The 19,781-nt window shown below is 68.3% G+C and carries 20 protein-coding genes; 6 read left to right on the top strand and 14 right to left on the bottom strand.

What is annotated here, in order from left to right:
- Positions 1 to 7 precede the first annotated feature (7 nt).
- From PX653_RS02440 to PX653_RS02425, 4 genes are all read right to left on the bottom strand, one after another.
- The gene (locus PX653_RS02440; protein WP_277418495.1) at positions 8 to 664 is read right to left on the bottom strand and encodes a glutathione S-transferase N-terminal domain-containing protein; all 657 of its coding nucleotides are present in this window, start codon (positions 662 to 664) and stop codon (positions 8 to 10) included.
- Positions 665 to 753: 89 nt separating this feature from the next.
- Positions 754 to 2,877, bottom strand: coding sequence for a putative bifunctional diguanylate cyclase/phosphodiesterase (locus tag PX653_RS02435; protein WP_277416359.1), 2,124 nt, complete (start codon positions 2,875 to 2,877; stop codon positions 754 to 756).
- Positions 2,870 to 3,850: an EAL and HDOD domain-containing protein gene (locus PX653_RS02430; RefSeq protein WP_277416358.1), complete on the bottom strand. Its 981-nt coding sequence runs from the start codon at positions 3,848 to 3,850 to the stop codon at positions 2,870 to 2,872. Before PX653_RS02430 ends, PX653_RS02435 begins: the two co-directional genes overlap by 8 nt.
- A gap of 96 nt (positions 3,851 to 3,946) precedes the next feature.
- The gene (locus PX653_RS02425; RefSeq protein WP_277416357.1) at positions 3,947 to 4,894 is read right to left on the bottom strand and encodes a LysR substrate-binding domain-containing protein; all 948 of its coding nucleotides are present in this window, start codon (positions 4,892 to 4,894) and stop codon (positions 3,947 to 3,949) included.
- Between the two features lie 143 nt (positions 4,895 to 5,037).
- Here PX653_RS02425 and PX653_RS02420 point away from each other — a divergent pair, with 143 nt between their 5' ends.
- The 6 genes from PX653_RS02420 to PX653_RS02395 all read left to right on the top strand — a co-directional run bounded on the left by PX653_RS02420 (position 5,038) and on the right by PX653_RS02395 (position 11,823).
- Positions 5,038 to 5,739: a pirin family protein gene (locus PX653_RS02420; RefSeq protein ID WP_277416356.1), complete on the top strand. Its 702-nt coding sequence runs from the start codon at positions 5,038 to 5,040 to the stop codon at positions 5,737 to 5,739.
- A 121-nt stretch (positions 5,740 to 5,860) separates the two neighbouring features.
- Complete coding sequence (ribA, locus tag PX653_RS02415; protein ID WP_277416355.1) at positions 5,861 to 6,514, top strand: GTP cyclohydrolase II; 654 nt, start codon at positions 5,861 to 5,863, stop codon at positions 6,512 to 6,514.
- 127 nt (positions 6,515 to 6,641) lie between these two features.
- Positions 6,642 to 8,021, top strand: a complete 1,380-nt coding sequence (locus tag PX653_RS02410) for a S1 family peptidase (RefSeq protein WP_277416354.1) — start codon at positions 6,642 to 6,644, stop codon at positions 8,019 to 8,021.
- Positions 8,018 to 8,998, top strand: a complete 981-nt coding sequence (locus PX653_RS02405) for an FHA domain-containing protein (RefSeq protein WP_277416353.1) — start codon at positions 8,018 to 8,020, stop codon at positions 8,996 to 8,998. Before PX653_RS02410 ends, PX653_RS02405 begins: the two co-directional genes overlap by 4 nt.
- Positions 8,999 to 9,043: 45 nt before the next feature.
- Positions 9,044 to 9,658, top strand: coding sequence for a biliverdin-producing heme oxygenase (locus PX653_RS02400; RefSeq protein WP_277416352.1), 615 nt, complete (start codon positions 9,044 to 9,046; stop codon positions 9,656 to 9,658).
- Complete coding sequence (locus PX653_RS02395) at positions 9,655 to 11,823, top strand: ATP-binding protein (protein ID WP_277416351.1); 2,169 nt, start codon at positions 9,655 to 9,657, stop codon at positions 11,821 to 11,823. Before PX653_RS02400 ends, PX653_RS02395 begins: the two co-directional genes overlap by 4 nt.
- Positions 11,824 to 11,924: 101 nt before the next feature.
- Here the strand turns inward: PX653_RS02395 and PX653_RS02390 are convergent, their stop codons facing one another.
- From PX653_RS02390 to nuoN, 10 genes are all read right to left on the bottom strand, one after another.
- Positions 11,925 to 12,491, bottom strand: a complete 567-nt coding sequence (locus PX653_RS02390) for a DNA-binding protein (RefSeq protein ID WP_277416350.1) — start codon at positions 12,489 to 12,491, stop codon at positions 11,925 to 11,927.
- An 11-nt stretch (positions 12,492 to 12,502) separates the two neighbouring features.
- On the bottom strand, positions 12,503 to 13,723 hold the full coding sequence (locus tag PX653_RS02385) for a cation:proton antiporter (protein ID WP_277416349.1): 1,221 nt from the start codon (positions 13,721 to 13,723) through the stop codon (positions 12,503 to 12,505).
- 933 nt (positions 13,724 to 14,656) lie between these two features.
- Positions 14,657 to 15,061: a VOC family protein gene (locus tag PX653_RS02380; protein WP_277416348.1), complete on the bottom strand. Its 405-nt coding sequence runs from the start codon at positions 15,059 to 15,061 to the stop codon at positions 14,657 to 14,659.
- A gap of 9 nt (positions 15,062 to 15,070) precedes the next feature.
- Complete coding sequence (locus PX653_RS02375; protein ID WP_277416347.1) at positions 15,071 to 15,364, bottom strand: hypothetical protein; 294 nt, start codon at positions 15,362 to 15,364, stop codon at positions 15,071 to 15,073.
- A 2-nt stretch (positions 15,365 to 15,366) separates the two neighbouring features.
- Positions 15,367 to 15,867 (bottom strand): 2-C-methyl-D-erythritol 2,4-cyclodiphosphate synthase, encoded by a 501-nt coding sequence (ispF, locus tag PX653_RS02370; protein WP_277416346.1) that lies wholly within the window; start codon positions 15,865 to 15,867, stop codon positions 15,367 to 15,369.
- Entirely contained in the window at positions 15,864 to 16,559 is a 696-nt protein-coding gene (gene ispD, locus PX653_RS02365) for a 2-C-methyl-D-erythritol 4-phosphate cytidylyltransferase (RefSeq protein WP_277416345.1), read from the bottom strand. Before ispD ends, ispF begins: the two co-directional genes overlap by 4 nt.
- The gene (locus PX653_RS02360; protein WP_277416344.1) at positions 16,559 to 17,269 is read right to left on the bottom strand and encodes a hypothetical protein; all 711 of its coding nucleotides are present in this window, start codon (positions 17,267 to 17,269) and stop codon (positions 16,559 to 16,561) included. Before PX653_RS02360 ends, ispD begins: the two co-directional genes overlap by 1 nt.
- On the bottom strand, positions 17,266 to 17,832 hold the full coding sequence (locus PX653_RS02355) for an NUDIX domain-containing protein (RefSeq protein WP_277416343.1): 567 nt from the start codon (positions 17,830 to 17,832) through the stop codon (positions 17,266 to 17,268). Before PX653_RS02355 ends, PX653_RS02360 begins: the two co-directional genes overlap by 4 nt.
- Positions 17,833 to 17,951: 119 nt before the next feature.
- Positions 17,952 to 18,278: a DUF2818 family protein gene (locus tag PX653_RS02350; protein WP_277418494.1), complete on the bottom strand. Its 327-nt coding sequence runs from the start codon at positions 18,276 to 18,278 to the stop codon at positions 17,952 to 17,954.
- Positions 18,279 to 18,280: 2 nt separating this feature from the next.
- Positions 18,281 to 19,765 (bottom strand): NADH-quinone oxidoreductase subunit NuoN, encoded by a 1,485-nt coding sequence (gene nuoN, locus PX653_RS02345; RefSeq protein ID WP_277416342.1) that lies wholly within the window; start codon positions 19,763 to 19,765, stop codon positions 18,281 to 18,283.
- Between the last annotated feature and the right edge of the window lie 16 nt (positions 19,766 to 19,781).

The following is a 19,781-nucleotide window of genomic DNA, read 5'->3' as shown; positions in this document are numbered from 1 at the left end:
GAGGGGGTCAGGCTTTTACCGGCGCCCCACGAACAGCATACACATCCTCCACCCCGTCATACGCCCGTCGCGTGGCCGGCCTGGCGGCGATGGCATCGAACCAGCGTTGCAGGTGGGGAAAGGCGGCCAGGTCCTGGCCATGCGCCGCATGGGGCACGATCCACGGGTAGCATGCGATATCCGCGACCGAATACGTGCCGGCGATCCAGTCGCGCCCGGCCAGGTGGCGGTCCAGCACGCCGTACAGCCGCGTCAGCTCCTGCGTGTAGCGCTCGATGGCGAACGGCACCCGCTGCGGCGCATACACGCGAAAGTAGCCCGCCTGTCCCGCCATCGGCCCCAGTCCCGCCATCTGCCAGAACAGCCATTGGATGGCCGCCTGCCGGGCACGGGCATCGGCGGGCAGGCCGAAGCCCGTCTTCTCCGCCTGGTACAGCAGCATGGCGCCGGATTCGAACAAGGACAGTGGCGCGCCGCCATCGGCGGGGGCATGGTCGACCAGCGCCGGAATCTTGTTGTTGGGCGCGATGCGCAGGAAGGCCGGGTCGAACTGCTCGCCCTTGCCGAGGCTGACCGGGACGAGACGATACGGCAAACCCGCCTCTTCCAGGTACAGGTGCAGCTTCTGGCCGTTCGGCGTGGGAGCGTAGTAGAGATCGAGCATCGAGATGTCCTTGCGCTGTCGGAAGGACATTTTGCGGCGCGTGCCGGCTGCCGCCAAGAGCCAGCCGCGCCCCCCGCCGTGGAGCCAGGTCAGCGGCCCGTGAACGCGAGGCGCTTGCCCTCGCGCAGCATGCGTTCGAAGTCCGGCGCGGGCACGGGCTGGCTGAACAGGTAGCCCTGCAGCTGATCGCAGCCCAGCTCGCGCAGGAAGTTCATCTGGTCCAGCGTCTCGACGCCTTCGGCCACGATTTCCTGGCGCAGCTGCTGCGCCATCGTGACGATGGCGCGGGCGATGGCGCAGTCGTTTTCCTCGTGCGGCAGGCCGACCACGAACGCGCGGTCGATCTTCAGGGTGCTGATGGGGAATTTCTTCAGGTAGGCCAGGCTGGAATAGCCGGTGCCGAAATCGTCCAGCGCCAACGCCAGCCCCATTGCCACCAGTTCGTTCATGATGGCAATCACGGTGTCGGCGCCCCGCACCAGCAGGCTTTCCGTAATCTCCAGCATCAGTTGCTCAGGATGAACCTGGTAGCGCTCCAGCACGGCGGCCATGCGTTGCGGCAGGCCACGGTCGAACTGGCGCGCCGACAGGTTGACGGCCACCGGCGGCATGATGACGTTGGCGTCGCGCCACTGGCGGATCTGGCGGCACGCCTCGTTGACGACCCAGTTACCCAGCTCCGTGATCAACCCCGTTTCCTCGGCCACCGGAATGAACACACCGGGCGACACGAGCCCGCGCACGGGATGGCGCCAGCGCAGCAGCGCCTCGGCGCCGACGATGCGCCCGCTGCGCAGGCTGACCTTGGGCTGGTAGTACAGCATCAGTTCGTCGTTGGCGAGCGCGTCGCGCAGCTCGCTCTCGATGCGCAGGTGCTCCTTGGCGCGCTGGTTCATCTCCTCGCTGAAGAACAGCAGCGCCGGCTCGACGTTGTGGCCCGCCCGTGCGGCAGCCACGTCGGCGCCGCGCAGCAGCGCATCCGGGTCGGCCGCGTCTTCCGGATAGACGGCGATGCCGATGTGCGAACCCACCTGCAAGGAATGCGTGCCGACGGCGATCGGCGCCGCCAGCGCTTCCACCAGCTTGCGCGCCACCAGCGCCGCATGCTCGCGCTTCTCGATGTGCAACAGGCCGATGGCGAACTTGCCGCCGTCCAGCCGCGCCAGCAGGTCGCCCTCGCGCAGGCGCGCGCGCAGCAGCCGGGCAATCTCGATCAGCAGTGCGTTGCCCACTTCGTGGCCCAGCGTATCGGTGATGGCGCCCAGCCGGGCCACCTCGACGACCAGCAGTGCCCCGTGCTCGCGGGCGCGGCGCGCTTCGGCCATCGCCTGGCCCAGCAGTTGCACCAGCAGGCCCTTGTTCGGCAGGCCCGTCAGCGCGTCGTAGTTGGCCATGCGCTGCATGCGCGCTTCCGCATCCTTGTGCGAGCTGATGTCGGAAAACAGCGAGAACGTATGGCTGATGCGGCCGCACTCGTCGCGCACCGCGCTGATCGTCACCGATTGCGGGAACAGCTCGCCGTTCTTGCGCTTGCCGACGATCTCGCCGCGCCACGCGCCCGCGCCCTGCATTGCCGCCCGCACCTGCGCGCGCAGGTCGGCATCGTGCACGCCCGAGCGCAGCAGGTCCGGGGTCTGGCCGATGGCTTCCTCCATCGAGTAGCCGGTGATGCGCGTGAAGGCGCCATTGACGGAAACGATGCGCTCGTTGGCATCGGTGATCAGCACCCCCTGGTCGCTGTCCTCGAGGATGCGGGCGTGCAGGCTGGCCTGCTCCTGCCGCGGTGCGTCGGTGCCGGCCTGTGCCAGCCGTACGCGCATGCCCACTGCCTCCCCTGCCGCGTCCTGCGCCGCCGCCACCGCCAGTTGCACGCGGATCACGTCGCCGGACCGGGTGCGCCGTCGTACGGTGGCCGCATCGCTGCCCGGCACCGGGAACAGTTCGGCGATATCGCCGGCCTCGTCGTCGTCCGCGTACAGGAACAGCACGTGCTGGCCGATGGCCTCGCGCGCCGTGTACCCGAACATGCGCTCGGCGCCGGCATCCCATCCCGTGACATAGCCGGCCAGGTCCAGTTCGAACGCGGCTTGGGGTGCGCGCAGGCCTGCCAGCGCATCCTCCAGCTGGGCCAGCGTGCCGGCCTGGGCTTCGCCCTGCTGGGTGCGCGCGGTCCGGACCAGTGCCAGGCAATGCTCGAGGTCCGCTTCACGCATTGTCGGTGCCCGTCATCGGCAGGCTGGCTTGCTGGATCACGCCCAGCATCCACAGGTTGGCCTCGGCCGCCAGCGCATTGAAGTCGCCCACGTCGAGCTGCAGCGCCTGCAGCGCGGTGCCCAGCGCAGCGGCATCGCTGCGCTCGGCGGCCTGCACCAGGGCCAGCAGCGTGCCCAGCTCGCCGGCGCCGTCCAGCAACGCGTCCTGCACGGCCGCTCCCAGCGCCAGCGGCGCCAGCACGTCGCGCAGCGGGCTGCCGAACAGCACGCCCAGCAGCGAGAACATGCCCGTCATGAAGGCCTGCTCCTGGTGGTGCCGGTCCAGGCCCGCCGCGCGCGCCAGCAGCTCCATCAGGCGCGCCCGCACGGATACCCGCGCCAGCAGCATGGCCGAGCGCACGTCCCCCTCGCGCGCCGCGAACAGCATCAGGTTGAGCCAGCGCCGCAGTTGCTGGCGCCCGAGGATCAGGATCGCCTGGGCAAAGCTGCTGACCTTGCGGGCGCCGCCCGAGACCCCCAGCGAATTGACGAGGCGCAGCAGGTGATACGACAAGGTGGGATCGCGCCGCAGCAGCGCTTCGATCTCATGGGTATCGGCATCGCGGTTGACCAGCTCGACCAGCTGCAGCGCCAGCGCGCGCGATGCGGCTTGCTGGCCCGGGGGGCGTACCGCCGGCGCCACCGCCCAGTCGCCCTCGACGTAGCGCACGCCCGGCGCCAGCGTGCCGTCGAATGGGGCGTCCGCACGTGCCACGTCGGCCTGCGTCAGCCGCTGCCAGCCCGCCCGGACCAGCGCCGCGGCCGTTTCCTCGGGCACCTCGGCCCGGGACAGGCACGGCAGCCGCGCCGCCAGCCCGGCCAGCGCTGGCGGCAGCGTGTCCGCCGCCAGCGCGCCGCGCGCATCCAGCACGAGGGCCGCCGGCCTGCCGCGACGGTCGGCAAGAAGGTGCAGAAACACGGGACAAGTATTCATGGGCAGGTCCGCTGGGGATGGGGCCGCGCTGGCCGACAAACGCTATGGTACTCCCAAACAGTTGGCACTAGTCAACAGCTTCCCTGCTCAGCCATGCTACGCATCGGCCCCCGCTTGACCTGCCGCAAGGGCAGGCAGGTGGCGGCACAACTGTTCGAACAGGCCGGGCCGGCGCAGGCGTTCCAGCCACCAGTCCAGCGCCGCGCCGGCCTCGCCCGTGCGCCAGGCCAGGTGGAACGTCTCGTCCGGCTTCGGTTCCGCCACCGCCTTCTCCACCAGCAGCCCGGCCGCGATGGCGACGCGCGCGCAGGGCTCGGGCAGGAAGCCGAAGCCCAGGCCGGCCAGCTGGTACTGGAACTTGGCCGTCATGTCCGATACCGTCAGCGTATCCTGGCCCAGCAGCAGGCCGACGGTCCGGGGCGGCAGCCGGCGTGCCGAGTCGGCCATGACGATGGCCCGGTTCCGCTGCAGTTCTTCGCGCCCCAGCGGCTGCGGCAGCGTTGCCAGCGGGTGGCCCGGGGCGACGGCGAATACCCAGCGCAAGGTGCCGATCGGCTGCGACACGTAGCCGCCGCCTGCCGGCCCGTCGCCGGGCGCACCGACGACGAGGTCCACGCGCCGGTCGAGCAGCGCTTCCCACGTGCCGGACAGCGCTTCCTGCACGACGCGCAGCCGGGTCTGGCGGGCGACGTCGTAGAACGCGCGGATGTCGGCGTCCAGCGCGACGCTGGCAAACATGGAATCGTGGCCGAGGGCCAGTTCCGTCTCCCAGCCGGACGCCACCCGGCGCACCCGGTGCTCCAGGTCCTGCGCCGCCTTCAGCAGGTAGCGGCCCTCCTTCAGCAGCTCGCGGCCGGCGCGCGTCAGCTCCACGCGGGGGCCGTTGCGCTCGAACACCTGGACGCCCAGGTCATCCTCGAGCTTGCCGACGGTGTACGAGATCGTCGACGGCACGCGGTGCAGTTCCTTGCCGGCGGCGGAAAACGAGCCGCGCCGGTCGATGGCATCCACGATTTGCAGCGCTTCCAGGCTCAGTCGGAGCATATTCGAATTTTTCGATGATAGATAGATAAATTTTCCGTTTTTTACCACGGCCGCGACGGCCTATACTGGTTTCCATCGAGGCGGCAGTGAGAAAGCAGAAGCCTTCGAAATTGTCGCACAAACCAAACCAAAAGGAGCTCACCATGCTGCAAGTACGCAAATCCGACGAACGCGGTCTCGCCAACCACGGCTGGCTCAAGTCCCGCCACACCTTCTCCTTCGGCAGCTACTACGACGAGGAACACGTCGGCTTCGGCCCCCTGCTCGTCATCAACGAAGACCGCGTCGCCCCCGGCCAGGGCTTCGGCACCCACGGCCACCGCGACATGGAGATCATCTCCTACGTGCTGGAAGGCGCGCTGGAGCACCAGGACAGCATGGGCAACGGCTCGGTGCTGCACTACGGCGACGTGCAGCGCATGAGCGCCGGCACCGGGGTACGCCACAGCGAATTCAACCATTCGAAGACGGAAGGCGTGCACTTCCTGCAGATCTGGATCCAGCCGGGCCAGACCGGCATCGAGCCCGGCTACGAAGAGAAGCACTTCACGCCGGACAGCAAGGCGGGCCAGCTGCGCCTGATCGCCTCCAGCGACGGCCGCGACGGCTCCGTGCTGATCCACCAGGATGCCGCGATCTACGCGACGATCCTGAACGGCGCGGACGCCGTGAGCCATGCGCTGGCACCGGGCCGTACCGCCTACGTCCACGTGATCCGGGGCAGCGTGACCGTCAACGGCACCGCGCTGGCCGGCGGCGACGCGTTGAAGGTGACGAGCGAGAAGGCCATCGCGCTGGACCAGGCCGAGGCGGCCGAGGTGCTGCTGTTCGACCTGCCCTATTAAGCACGGGCGTGGCGGCGGCCGGCCCGGGGGTCCCCCGGGCCGGCATGGCAATCTTTGCTATGATGGCGGGTGCGTGCAACGCACCCGTTTGATTTTTGTCCCGTTTCGAAAAGAGCACACCATGCAACCCGCCGCCACCGCCGTCGCCCCCGCCGATCTCGCCTACGTCACGTCCTGCGCGCTGCCGACGCCGTGGGCGCAGTTCACGCTGCACGCGTTTGTCGAGCACTCGACCGGCAAGGAACACCTGGCCATGGTGCTGGGCGACATCGGTGACGGCGCGCCCGTGCTGGCACGCGTGCACAGCGAATGCCTGACGGGCGACGTGCTGTTCTCGCAGCGCTGCGATTGTGGCGCCCAGCTGGAAGGCGCGCTGCAGCGCATCGCCGCCGAAGGCCGCGGCGTGCTGCTGTACCTGCGCCAGGAAGGTCGCGGCATTGGCCTGATCAACAAGATGCGCGCCTATCGCCTGCAGGAAGCGGGCGCCGACACCGTCCAGGCCAACGAGCAGCTGGGCTTCAAGCCCGACCAGCGCAGCTACGAGCTGGTGGCGCCGATGCTGCAGCAGTTCGGCGTGCAGAGCCTGCGCCTGATGACGAACAACCCGCGCAAGATCGCCGCCATGGAAAAGCTGGGCGTGCCGGTCGCCGAACGGGTGCCGCTGCTCGTCAACCGCAATACGTTCAACCAGCACTACCTGAACACCAAGGCGCTGAAGCTGGGCCATATGATGACGCCCGTGGTTGCCACCGCGACAACGGACGGCGAGCAATAGTCCCCGGGCCGATCGCTTAAAGTTGCCTTAAAGCCTATCCCTTTACCCCGCTTTGCATTCTTGCCCTGCCGCTTGGCAAGTTTCATAAGGTACACTGTCCCGGATTCAACCGAGGTCCAGGGACTGCATGAAACTTCACCGGCTTGCTTTCACATTGACGTTGCCACTGGCCGTGCTGGGCGGTACCGCGCTCGCCGCGCCCGCGCCGACGGCCCCGCCGGCAGCGGCGACGCGCCCCACTGCGCCGGAGCCGGCGCCGGCCAATGCCAAGTTGCCGACGCCGTCGTCCGCGGCCCAGAAGCTGTACTCGGCCGCCAAGGCCGACCTGCTGCAAGTGCGCTCCCTGCTGCGCAGCGGCCGCACGCAATCGTCCGTGGGCTCCGGCTTCCTGGTGGGCACGTCGAACCTGGTGCTGACCAACTACCATGTCGTCTCGCAGTTCGCGCTCGACCCGGAAACGTACACGGGTGAATGGGTCGACACGGCCGGCCAGCGCGGCAATATCGAACTGCTGGCCGTGGACGTGCTGCACGACCTGGCCGTGGTGCGCGTCAACCGCTATGGCACCGGCGTCTTCAAGCTGCCGGACGGCCCACTCAAGCTGACCCAGGGCCAGTACCTGTACTCGCTGGGCAATCCGCTCGACCTGGGCTTCGCCATTTCCGAAGGCGCCTACAACGGCGTCATCGCGCGCACGTTCTACGACCAGCTGATGTTCTCCGGCCCCATCAACTCGGGCATGAGCGGCGGCCCCGCCGTCACGGCCGATGGCGAGGTGGCGGGCATCAACGTGTCCAAGCGGCTGGACGGGGAACTGGTCAGCTTCCTCGTCCCCGTGCGCTATGCGCAGGAACTGCTGCGCCGGGTCGACCCGGCCGTCAAGCCGCCCCAGGATTTCACCGCCATTGTCACGCAACAGCTGCTGGCGCACCAGAAGGCCATGGTGGACCAACTGCTGTCCGGCCCCCTCACCCTGAAGACCATGGGCCCGTACCAGGTGCCCGTGCGCGAGTCGGAGCAGATGCGCTGCTGGGGCCAGTCCAATGCCCAGGCCAACGCGCGCGGCGAGAAGCCGTTCGCCGTCGACAACACCAGCTGCACGATGGAGTCCGCCGTATTCGTCTCCGACACACTGCAGACGGGCCAGGTCGGCATCCGCCACCAGTACCTGCGCAGCACGGGCCTGGACCGCATCCGCTTCGCGCAGCTGTCGTCGGCCTCGTTCAAGAACGAGGCGCTGGGCAGCCACGGCGACCGGCGCCTGACCGGGCCGGAATGCACCGAGCAGTTCATCCGCACCAGGTCGCTGCCGATGCGCGCCGTGATGTGCGTGCGTGCCTACCGCAAGTTCGCCGGCCTGTACGACTTCACGGTGCTGACGGCCAGCACCGACGACGCGTTGATGAACCTGCAAAGCCGCCTGGACGTACGCGGCGTCTCGTACGACAACGGCATGCGCAGCGCCCGCGCCTTCCTGCAGGCGCTGGGACGCGAGGACGGTCGATGACGGCGCCGTACTTCGTCGAGGTCCTGGCGCGCAACGGCGACGTGCTGTCGCGCCAGCGCTGCGCTGCGCTGCCCGTGACGATCGGGCGCGGCTACGACAACGACGTCATCCTCGACGACGCCCACACGGCGCCCCACCACGCCGTGCTGGAAACGGCGGAAGACGGCGGCCTGGTGCTGCGCGACCTGGGCAGCCAGAACGGCATCGTGCTGCATGGCCGGCGCCAGCAGCAGGTGGCGCTGGACGGCAGCACCGTCGTGCGGCTGGGGCATACCCGCGTGCGCGTACGCGATGCCCACTTCCCGGTCACGCAGGAAGTGACCGACACCACCATGCATGCCTGGGAAGGCGGCGTGCCCGCCATCGCCGGCATGGCGCTGATCGCGCTGTTCATCGGCGTGGAACAGGCGCTGACGGATACCGAGTCGTTCCAGACCATCAAGTACCTGCTGACGATCGCCTCCGGCCTGGGCGCGGGCCTCGTGTGGAGCGGCGCCTGGGCGCTGGCCAACCGCCTGTTCGGCGGCCATGCCCGGCTGGGGCGCCACCTGTTCATCCTGGGCGCGGGCCTGGTCGCGGTGGGCGCCTGGAAGACCATGTCGTCCGTGCTGGCCTTTGCGTGGTCGGCCGAGATCTTCACCCGCTACGGCAACCTCATCACCACCTTGATCGGCTGCGGCATGGTGTACTTCCACCTGCGCACGATCCGGCCGCACTACTCGCCACGCCGGCTGATGACCGCCTGCGGCCTGCTGCTGGGCCTCGGCACGGGCCTCATCCTGATGAGCAACTGGCAGACCAACGGCCACCTGGCCGACGAGCCGTACATGTCGGTGCTGCTGCCGCCGGAAATCCGCCAGAGCCCGGACCACGACGTGGACGAATTCCTGGGCAACGCCGCCCGCCTGCGCGAAGCCGCCGACCGCGCCCGCCGCGAGGCCGTACCGGAAAACGACGACGAGGACGGCGACGACTAACGAACGATGCCGGCCAGCGCTGCCCTGTACAATGACGCGATGACGATGGAACCTCATGACATTCTCGCGGCGCTGCGCGAGGCCACCGCCAGCCGGCACGCCGTCCTCGACCGGGCGATGCCGCTGGCGGCGCAAGAGCCCACGCTGCACCACTACCGCGCTCACCTGACGCTGCTGCGCCACTGGCTGGCGCCCATCGAAGCCTGGCAGGCGGGCCACGCGGACGGGCCGCAGGATGCCGCCGTGCTGCCACCCGCGCCCCACCTCCCCCTGCTCGACGCCGATTTGCAGCACCCGGCACTGCCTGGCCCCGGGCTGGACGTCGCCGCGCCGGCGGCGCCATGGTTTGCCGGCGACAGCGCGGCATATCGCTGGGGCGTGGCATACGTGATCGAGGGATCGCGCCTGGGCGGCACGGTACTGTACCGCCGCCTGGCGGCACGCCTGGCACCCCATCCGCTGCGCTACCTGCACGGCGACGGCACCCCGCCCGGGCCGCGCTGGCAGCATTTCCTGCGCATGCTGCGCGAACAGGTGCGGTCGCCGCAGGCGATAGCCGCCGCCTGCGCCGGCGCGCGCGACGCCTTCGACAGCCTGATCGCCCTGCAGGCGCGGCATGCGCCGATGCCGCGGGACGCGGCCGATCAGGTACACGCATGAGCAGCAGCGGTGTCGATCTGGCCAACTGCGCCGACGAACCGATCCACATCCCCGGCCTGATCCAGCCCCACGGCGCCCTGCTGGCTTTCGACCACGGCGGCGCGCTGCGTTCGTGGAGCGCCAACGTGCCAGCGCTGCTGGGCTTTGCGCCAATGCTGAACCAGGACGTGGCGCGCTTGCCGCTGCAGGCGCCCGTGCTGGCCCAGCTGCGCGAGTGCATCGACGACAGCGGCGCGGAAGGCTGTACGCGTACCGCCGTCGAAACGACGATGGCGGGCCAGCTGTTCGACTGCATCGTGCACAGCGATGCCCACCGCGTGATCGCCGAGTTCGAGCTGCGCGACATCCGCACCGAGACGGTGGCCACGTTCGCCCTGAAGGCGCATACGGCCATCGAGCGCCTGAAGCGCCAGAAGACCGTCGGCACGCTGCTGCAGCTGGCGGTGGAACAGGTGCGCGCCATCACCGGCTTCGACCGCGTGATGGCCTATCGCTTCCGCCACGACGACAGCGGCGACGTGATCGGCGAAGCGCTGGACGCCAGCCTGCAGCCCTTCCTCGGCATGCGCTATCCCGCCAGCGACATCCCGGCCCAGGCGCGCCGGCTGTACACGATCAACACGCTGCGCCTGATCGCCGACATCGGCTACACGCCGGTGGCGCTGGTCGGCGCGCCGGGCGATCCGCCGCTCGACATGAGCCACGCCGTGCTGCGCAGCGTCTCGCCCATCCACGTGGAGTACCTGCAGAACATGGGCGTGGCGGCGTCGATGAGCGTGTCGATCGTCGTCAACGGCCGGCTGTGGGGCCTGCTGGCATGCCACCACATGACGTCGCTGCGGGTGCCGTATTCGATCCGCATGGCGTGCGACGTGATCGCCCAGGTGCTGGCGGCCACGGTGCAGAGCCTCGATGCGCGCCAACGCGCGACGATGGTCGAACAGGCCGCCGACGTGCGCACGCACCTGATCGAGACGCTGCTGCAGGAAGACGACGTGCTGGCGGCACTGGCGCGCCATGCCGCCGACCTGGCCGCGACCCTGGGCGCGGATGCCCTCGTGTTTGCCCAGCAGGGCCGCGTGCTGGTGCATGGGGAGATGGCACACGAGACGGCGACCGCCGTCGTCGCCTCGCTGCCGGTGGATGGCGAAGAGGTACTGCAGCGCTGCAATCGCACCGAATGGCCGGCGGCCGCGCATGTGCCGATCGGGCCGTGGGTCGGTTTGCTGGGCCTGCACTTCGACCCGGCCTCCGGCGGCTGGCTGCTGGCCCTGCGGCGCGAGCAGATCGAAACGATCCGCTGGGCCGGCAAGCCGGAAAAGCTGGCCGTGACGGGCCCGCTGGGCCACCGCCTGACGCCGCGCGGCTCCTTCAACGAGTGGGTCGAATCCGTTACCGACTCGGCCGAGCCGTGGGATGCGGGGCGCCTGCTGGTGGCGGAGCAGTTGCTGGCCGAGATGCACCGCGCCAGCATGACGCGCCATGCGGAGATGGACCGCGCGCGCATGCAGCTGCTGGCGATGCTGGGCCACGACCTGCGCGATCCGCTGCAGTCGATCACGATGGCCGCCACGGTGCTGCAGCACGGCGCCCAGCCGCAGCAACTGGGCCGGCGTATCGAGCGCTCCAGCGGGCGCATGCAGCGGCTGATCAGCCAGGTGCTGGACATGAGCCGGCTCGACAGCGGCATGGGCCTGGCCCTGCGCCACGAAAGCACCGACATCAGCCGCCTGGTCGAGGACCTGGTCGACGAGGCGCGCCTGGCCCACCCGGGCACGCTGTACGAGACGGCGGTGGCGTCGGGCGTCACGGCGGGCGTCGATCCGGACCGGATGGCACAGGTGGTCAGCAACCTGCTGAGCAATGCACGCCATCACGGCACCGGCGGCCAGCCCGTGCTGGTGACGCTGCGCGACGACGGCGAAACCATCGCGATCGAAGTGCGCAACCACGGCGCGCCCATTGCGCCCGAACTGGAATCCCAGCTGTTCAATCCGTTCAAGCGGATGGCGCTGCAGAACCGTGCCAACCGCACGGGCATGGGCCTCGGGCTGTACATCGCGTCCAATATCGTGCAGGGCCATCGGGGCAGCCTGACCTACGGCTACGAGGCGCCGCATGTTGTCTTCACCGTGCGCTTGCCGGCCGCGGAAAGCGCGCCATGACGGCCGCGTACTCCGCCTGCGTCCGCGGGGCCAACATAGGCTCGCGCATGGTGCTCGCCGTCGAAGCGGCAAGGCAGCACTTTACGCTGGCGCAGCGCCCCTCATGACCACCGGACCGGAAACGGCCATGCCCCATCCAGCGCGACCACCTCGGTGCGGCCGCCCGCCCGCAGCACGCTGAAGGGCGACGCATCGTACTGGCCGCTGCGCGAATTCTCCTGCGCCGTGCCGAAACCGCCAAAGCCGCCGATACTGCCGCTGCCCCGCTCATTGGCCTGCTCGCGCGGCAGTACCGGCGCGGGACGGGCCTCCAGTTGCGCGACACGGGCCGCCAACGTCGCCACCTGCGAGCGCAGTTCGACCAGCTCCTGGTCCTTGCAGCGCAGCGCCTGTTCGTGGCGCGCCCGCAGGTCGGCCTGGCCGTCCCCATGCAGCAGGTCGGCGATCTGTTCGACCAGCGCATGGAGCTGGCGCGCGGTGGCGGCGCGTGCCGTGCCCGCGCCGGCGTCCTCCAGCGCCAGCTCCTTCAGGCAGCGGTGGATCGTCGACTTCGAGCCCGTGTCGCCCAGCGCCTTGCGCACCGCGTCCGCCGACGGGTGGCGGCCCTCGGCCAGCAACCTGTCGCGGCAGGCCCGGATGTCGGCCTTCGTCAAGCCCATGCGCGCCATGGCCGGCCTCCTCAGGAGCTGGCCTGGCCGACCAGGCCCGTGTGCCTGGCCCGGTGCAGCTTGGGATGGACGACCGGCACGGTCAGCATCGTGCTGCCGATGGCCATCAGCAGCAGCGCGGTAAACGTCTCGCTGGTGATGATCTGCTTGTCCAGCAGGATATTGGCGAAAATGATCTCGATCAGCCCTTTCGACTGCAGCAGCCAGCCGATCACGGAAGCCTCGCCGCGCTGCCAGTTCAGCATGCGCCCGGCGATGTGTGCGCCCATCAGCTTGCCGCCGACGGAAGCCGCCAGCAGCAGCGCGGCACCGACAAAGACGGCATAGCCGCCGATGTCACCGCCAATATCCCACCTTGTCCGTAGCCCGGTGCTGAGAAAGAACACGGGCATCAGCACCAGCAGCACGTTGCGGAACAACGCGTCCAGCTGTTCCTGGCCGAACCAGTCGGCATCCATCACGACGCCTGCCAGGAACGCTCCCACCATGAAGTGCAGCCCGGCCCAGTCGGCGCCAAGCGCACAGGCGATCAGCCAGGCCAGGGCGACGTACCAGCGGTCCTCGCGCGGCAGGCGCGCCATCAGGCGCCGGAACAGCAACGTCAGCACGGCGAAGGCGACGATGAAGCCCAGCTGGCGGCCGATCCGTTCCCAGTCCAGCATGATCAACGCCAGGACGCCCCAGATCGCCACGTCGTCCAGGCTCGCATAGCGCAGGATGCGCTGGCCCATCGGCTGGCGCAGGATGTCGAGCTTCTCCAGCAGCAGCACGAGCACCGGCAGCGCCGTCACGGCACAGGCCATGCCCGTGCCCAGCGTGAACTGCCAGGTGGCTGCCTTGGCACCGATCCAGCCGGGATAACTCATCAGCACGAGTGCGGCGGCACAGCCACACAGCAGCGGCATGCCCAATGACAGCCCCGCCGTGACGGCGCTCTCGCGGCGGTACTGCCAGACCTTTTTCAGGTCCAGCTCGACCCCGGCCAGCATGACGAACAACATCACGCCCCACTGCGCGATGCCGTTCAGTGTGTTGACGACGTCCGGATTGAAGACGAAGTGGTGATAGGCGGGAAACGCCGCACCCAGCACGCCCGGCCCCAGCACGATGCCCATGACGATCTGGACGATGACGAGCGGCGCGAAATATTCCGTGCGGCCCAGCCGCCAAACCAGGTACGGGGCCACGAATATCAGCAGCATTGCCAGCAGAAAGATCTCGATCGTGCTCATGGGTCTCCTCAGCGGTGTTTTTGTCATTATGTAATTACGTACCGACCGATGGTACGGCGGAACCCGACCGGATGAAAAGCTTTTCAGAGCAGTTGTGGTATCGTTTCCACAGGCGGTTCCAGAGTGGCGCTGCGGACTAAATCCGAGCGGTTCGAGCGGTGCGATAAAAACCGGGGTCAGTCCCCTCGGTGCGCCGATGGCAAGCGCGTTGGCCGCCACTTACCGGGGACAGACCCCCGCGGATCGGCGGCGAACGAGCTCGGGGTCTGTCCCCGGTAAGTGTTGGCACGAGCGCTGGCCGGCGGCGCGGCCAGGGGACTGACCCCGGTTCTTGTCCGCGCCCTCAAATGGCCGAGCAACAGCGCAGCGGCCACGGAGACTGAGGCAAAAGAACGGGCTTGGGGTCTGTCCCCGGTAAGCGTTCGCCGCAGCGCTGGCCAGTAGCGCAACCAGGGGACTGACCCCGGTTTTTGTCCGCGCCTTCAAATGGCCGAGCAAAAGCGCAGCGGCCACGGAGACTGAGGCAAAAGAACGGGCTTGGGGTCTGTCCCCGGTAAGCGTTCGCCGCAGTGCTGGCCAGTAGCGCAACCAGGGGACTGACCCCGGTTTTTGTCCGCGCCTTCAAATGGCCGAGCAAAAGCGCAGCGGCCACGGCGACTGAGGCAAAAAGAGTGAAACGGCAGACTGTACAGGACGGGCACAGCAGAACAGCGGAACCGAATAGGGCTTCGGTATCGTCACCTCCGCCCTTGCGGCGGTAGTCTGCGGTTGGTGCCGCGCTAAGCCGTCTGTTGCAGCTCGCGCGCCTTGCTGTCGATGATGGCGGCGCCCTCGGCGTCGCCGGCGCCCTTGTCCAGAAGGTGGTCATGGCGCCCACCGAACGAGCCAGACGTCCAGCCTACGCCGCGATCGCCCCCTCGGCAAGACGTCCCGTCAATACGGCGGTCCCTTCAGCTCCACCGTGTTGCCTTCGGGGTCCTCCAGGTAGATCGAGGGCCCCTCGCCTTCCGCGCCGTAGCGCGACTCGGTCGGCCCTGCAGTGACGCCGCTGGCGGCCAGGTGGGCGCGGATCGCCGCCTCGTCGAACGGATCGACGCGGAAGCAGAAGTGATCGACGTTGCGCCCTTCCCGCCCGGGCGCCGCGCCGCCCATGCGGCCCAGCTTCCAGTCCACCGGCACCAGGTCCACCAGGGCGCTGCCGGCACGCAGCTGCACCAGGCCGATTTCGTCCTGCCGGCGCTCCACCGTGCAGCCCAGCACCTGGGTGTAGAACCCAAGCATGCGTTCCAGGTCGACGATACGCAGGACGATGTGGTCGATTTCGCGGATACGGATCATCTTGTCTCCTCAGATGCGGCCCCGGCGGAACTCCGCCAGGAATTTGCGAGCCTCTGCGTCGCTCAGCACGACGATCGGGTCGCCGTGGTAGACGTACAGGTAAGGTTCGCCGCCCAGCCGGTCGGTCAGCTTGGCCTGCGCCAGAAAACGCGTGCCGACGGGATGCGCCGCCGTCATCGCGCGTGGTCCCTGCACGCGCAGCCACGGGTGGTAGGCCTGGCCGACGACGGGCCGCAGCCGCACCTCACTACCGTCGTCGAACGACTCCAGCGCCACTTCACGGTAGGCCGACAGGTCGCGCATGCTCAAGCCTGGCGTCGTACCAGCAGCGCCACCGCTTCGGCGTTGATGCCCTCTTCCCGGCCCAGGTAGCCCATCTTCTCGTTGGTCTTGGCCTTGACGTTGACATGCCCCGCCGGCACGCCCAGGTCGGCCGCGATATTGGCCACCATCGTGCCGATGTGCGGCGCCATCTTTGGCCGCTGCGCGATGATCGTCGCATCGACGTTGCCGATGTCGTAGCCCGTCTCGCGCACGCGGCGGGCCGCCTCGCGCAGCAGCACGCGCGAATCGGCGCCGGCGAATTCCACTGCCGTGTCGGGGAAATGCCTGCCGATGTCGCCCAGCGCGGCGGCACCAAGGATGGCGTCGGTGACGGCGTGCAGCAGCGCATCCGCGTCCGAGTGGCCCAACAGGCCCTTGTCGTGGGCGATCTCGACGCCGCCGAGGATCAGCTTGCGGCCCTCGACGAGGCGGTGGCTGTCGTAGCCCTGGCCGATACGAAATGGTAGTGCGGGATGGTTCATGGGTGTTCCGATGTCAGGTACATGGTGGCGATGCCGATATCGGCTGGCAGCGTCACCTTCAGGTTGCGGGGATGGCCTTCGACCAGTTGGGGCGACAGGCCCAGCATCTCGACGGCCGAGGCATCGTCCGTGATCGCCTCCGGGTCGGGGGCCTGCTCCAGCGCGCGCAGCAGCAGCTCGTACGGGAACATCTGCGGCGTCTGCGCCAGCCACAGGCCGTCGCGCGGGGTCGTCTCGACACGGCCTGCGCGCGTGCTCTTGACGGTATCGACGACGCGCAGGGCCAGCAGGCCGCCGGCCGGGTTGGCGCCGGCCTCGGCGATCAGCTTGTCGATCAGTGCCGGCGTCAAGCCGGGCCGCGCCGCGTCGTGCACCAGGATGCGGTCGTGCGGGGCCGCGTCCAGCGCGCGCAGCCCGTTGCGGATCGACTCCATCCGCGTCGCCCCGCCGCAGCGCAGGACGGTGACGCGGCCGGCACAGTCGGCGACGACGTCGCCGATGTAGTCGTCGGCCGCGCTGACGACGACGTACACCTGCGCGATCGCGGCGCAGTCGAGGAAGGCCTGCAGCGTGTGGCGCAGCATGGGCTTGCCCGCCAGCGGCAGGTATTGTTTCGGGCTGGCCGCGGCCATGCGGGCGCCGACGCCGGCGGCAGGGATCAATGCAACGTAACGTTGCGGAACTGCTGTCATTATCTGAGTGCTCTTGTCTTGACCAATATCTTCTGGATCTCGCCGCCGCATGCCCGGCTCAGGCGCGCATATTCGGCCGGGGAATCGATCTGCGCCTGCACCGCCTCCACCTTGGCCATCTCGGCCTTGATGTAGGGCAGCCAGCCGCTGTCGATCTCGAACGCCAGCGCCGCACGCGCCGTGCCGGCCGGTGCGTACAGCGGCTTGCCCTCGAAGCGCTTCGCCAGCGCCGCGGACACCGACTTCTCGACCTTCGGCAGGTGCGCCATATAGGCCTGCATGTGGCGCATCTCGTGCGCCAGGATCTCCTGGTAGCCGCAGGTCCCGGCCGGGAACTCGCTGCCCACGTAGATCTTCACCGGTTCGTATGTCAGCTGCACGGTGATCTTGGGCGCCACGCATTCGTAGCCGCTGGCCGGATCCTGCAGCATCTGCCCGGCCAGGCCGATCTGCACGCGCGATTCGGTGCGCGTCAGCCCCAGCACGAACTGGTTGCGCGACGCCACGCCCTTCATCGCCGTCAGCATCTTGTACGACAGCTGCGTGTTGACCGTATAGCCGTTCTGCTTGGCCGACAGCACCGAGATCGTCTTGCTGATCGTGTCCTCGCAGCGGATCTGGAACTGCGTGCGGGCCGCGGCCTGCGCAGCGCCGCCGGTGAGCAGCAGCAGCGGCAGCAGCAGCAGCGGCGCGGCCCGGCGCGGCATCATTTTGCCGGCGGGGTCCAGGCGCCGGAGCGCAGCTTGTCGAGCCAGAACGTGCCGATGATCGTCTTCACGTCCGTGATCTCGCCCGTGCGCACCCATTCCAGCATCTCGTCCAGCGTGGCCGTGAAGCACTCGACGAACTCGCCTTCGTCCAGTTCCGCCTCGCCCTGCACCAGGCCTTTGGCCAGGTACAGCTCCAGGTGCTCGTCCGAGTACGCGATGGCGTTGTGGATCGTGGCCACGTACTGCCATTCGCGCGCCGTGTAGCCCGTTTCTTCCTTCAGCTCGCGCTTGGCGCACTCCAGGTGGTCCTCGCCCGGATCGATCTTCCCGGCCGGGAATTCGATGAACACGCGGTCGTTCGGGTAGCGGTACTGGCGTTCCAGCAGGATGCGGCCGTCGTCCAGCACGGGCAGGATCGTCACCGCGCCGGAATGGCGGATGTACTCGCGCTGCGTGGTAGCGCCGTTGGGCAAGGTCACGCGGTCTTTGTGTACTTTGAGGAAGCCGCCATCGTAGGCCAGGCCGCCGTCCACTTTCGTTTCCTTCAGGTGCGCATCGCTCATGCACGCTCCAATCAAAAAAACAACAGTGTAGCAGCGAAAAACCCGGGACAGTCCCCTGTTTCGAGGCAATGATGCCCGACAACAGGGGTCTGTCCCGGGTTTTCCGGGGTTTCAGGTGCCTAGTGCCGCTTGCGCAGGTAGCGCACGACGAAGCCGGGGAATGCCAGCACGACGAACAGGCAGGCGGCGATCGCGTAGAACTCCCAAGTCTGCGGGAAAACCGTGCCGATGCGCCCTTCCAGCAGGCGCCCCACGAGACCGACGGCGAAGAACAGCACGGCGAGCTCGAAGAGACGCACGAGGAAGGGTTTGGCGGCGGGTTTGCCGTTCGCCGCCGCGCCGCGTGGGAGCGGCACGACAGCGAACAGGCGGTCATTGATGAACGGCAGGTTGGCGCCGGCAAGTGCCAGCAGGATCACCAACCATGCCGCCGCGCCGATGTCCACGATCAGGACGCCAGCGTCTTCGTCATCGCGTGCAGGCACGCGTCCAGCAGCGGGCCCGGAACGATGCCCAGCGCGACCACCAGCAGGGCGTTAAAGCCCAGCACGATGTTCTTGTCCGCCGCGACGCTGATGCGCGCCGTGTCGACCGGCTCGTCGAACCACATCGTCTTGACGACGCGCAGGTAGTAGAACGCGGCGATCAGCGACGCCATCACGGCGAAGATCGTCAGCCACACCTGGCCCGTGTGCAGCACGGTCTGCAGCACCGCCAGCTTGGCGGCGAAGCCCATCATCGGCGGCACGCCGGCCAGCGAGAACATCAGGAGCGTCATGACCAGCGCGAACCATGGGGAACGCTTGGACAGGCCCTTGAAGTCGGCCAGTTCTTCCGCCTCATGGCCGGCCCGCGCCAGCACCATGATCAGGCCGAAGGTGCCCAGCGTCGTCAGCACGTACGTGATCGAGTAGTACATCGCGGCGCTGTAGGCGGCCGACGCGTTGCTCTGGTCCTGGCCCGTGACGCCGGCCATCAGGCCCAGCAGCACGAAGCCCATCTGCGCGATCGTCGAGTAGGCCAGCATGCGCTTCAGGTTCGTCTGCGCGATTGCCGTCAGGTTACCGATCGCCAGCGACAGCACGGCCAGGATCATCAGCATCTGCTGCCAGTCCAATGCCAGCGGCAGCAGGCCTTCCACCAGCAGGCGGATGCAGATGGCGAACGTGGCCAGCTTCGGCGCGGCGCCCAGCAGCAGCGTGACGCCCGTCGGCGAACCCTGGTAGACGTCCGGTACCCACATGTGGAACGGCACGGCGCCCAGCTTGAAGGCCAGGCCCGACACGACGAACACCAGGCCGAACACGAGGATGGTCGGTGCCACGGTACCGCTGGCGATCTTGGCGGCCATGGCCGACAGGTCCAGCGTACCGGTCGCGCCGTACAGCATCGACATGCCATACAGCAGGAAGCCCGACGCCAGCGCGCCCAGCACGAAGTACTTCATCGCCGCTTCGGTCGACATCGTGTGGTCGCGGCGCAGGGCCACCAGGGCGTAGGTCGCCAGCGACATCAGTTCCAGGCCCAGGTAGATGGACAGGAAGTTGTTCGCGGCGATCATGACCATCTGGCCCAGCATCGAGAACAGCGCCAGGACGTAGAACTCGCCGCCCAGCGAACCGCCCAGCATGCCGCGGTCGGTGGTGTACTGGCGTGCGTAGACGAAGGTGACGCCCACGGTCAGGTACGTAAACAGCTTGAGCAGGTTGCCCATCGGGTCGGACACGACCATGTTGTAGAACGTGTACGTCGTCGTGCCGGCACTGAAGTCGACAAAGCTGAAGTACGCGCAGCCCACCAGCGTCAGCAGCGACAGTGCGTACGTGATGCCCCGCTTCGATTCGGACAGGAACATGTCGATCAGCAGGATCGCCGAGGTGGCGACCACCAGGAAGATCTCTGCGTAGATCGGGATCAGGTTGGGATTATTCATGAAACTTTGGTCCTAT

This window comes from Pseudoduganella chitinolytica, assembly GCF_029028125.1.
GTDB lineage: Bacteria > Pseudomonadota > Gammaproteobacteria > Burkholderiales > Burkholderiaceae_D > Rugamonas > Rugamonas chitinolytica.
The sequence above is the reverse complement of the archived record's forward strand: the minus strand, read 5'-3'. Positions and strand labels throughout refer to the sequence as shown.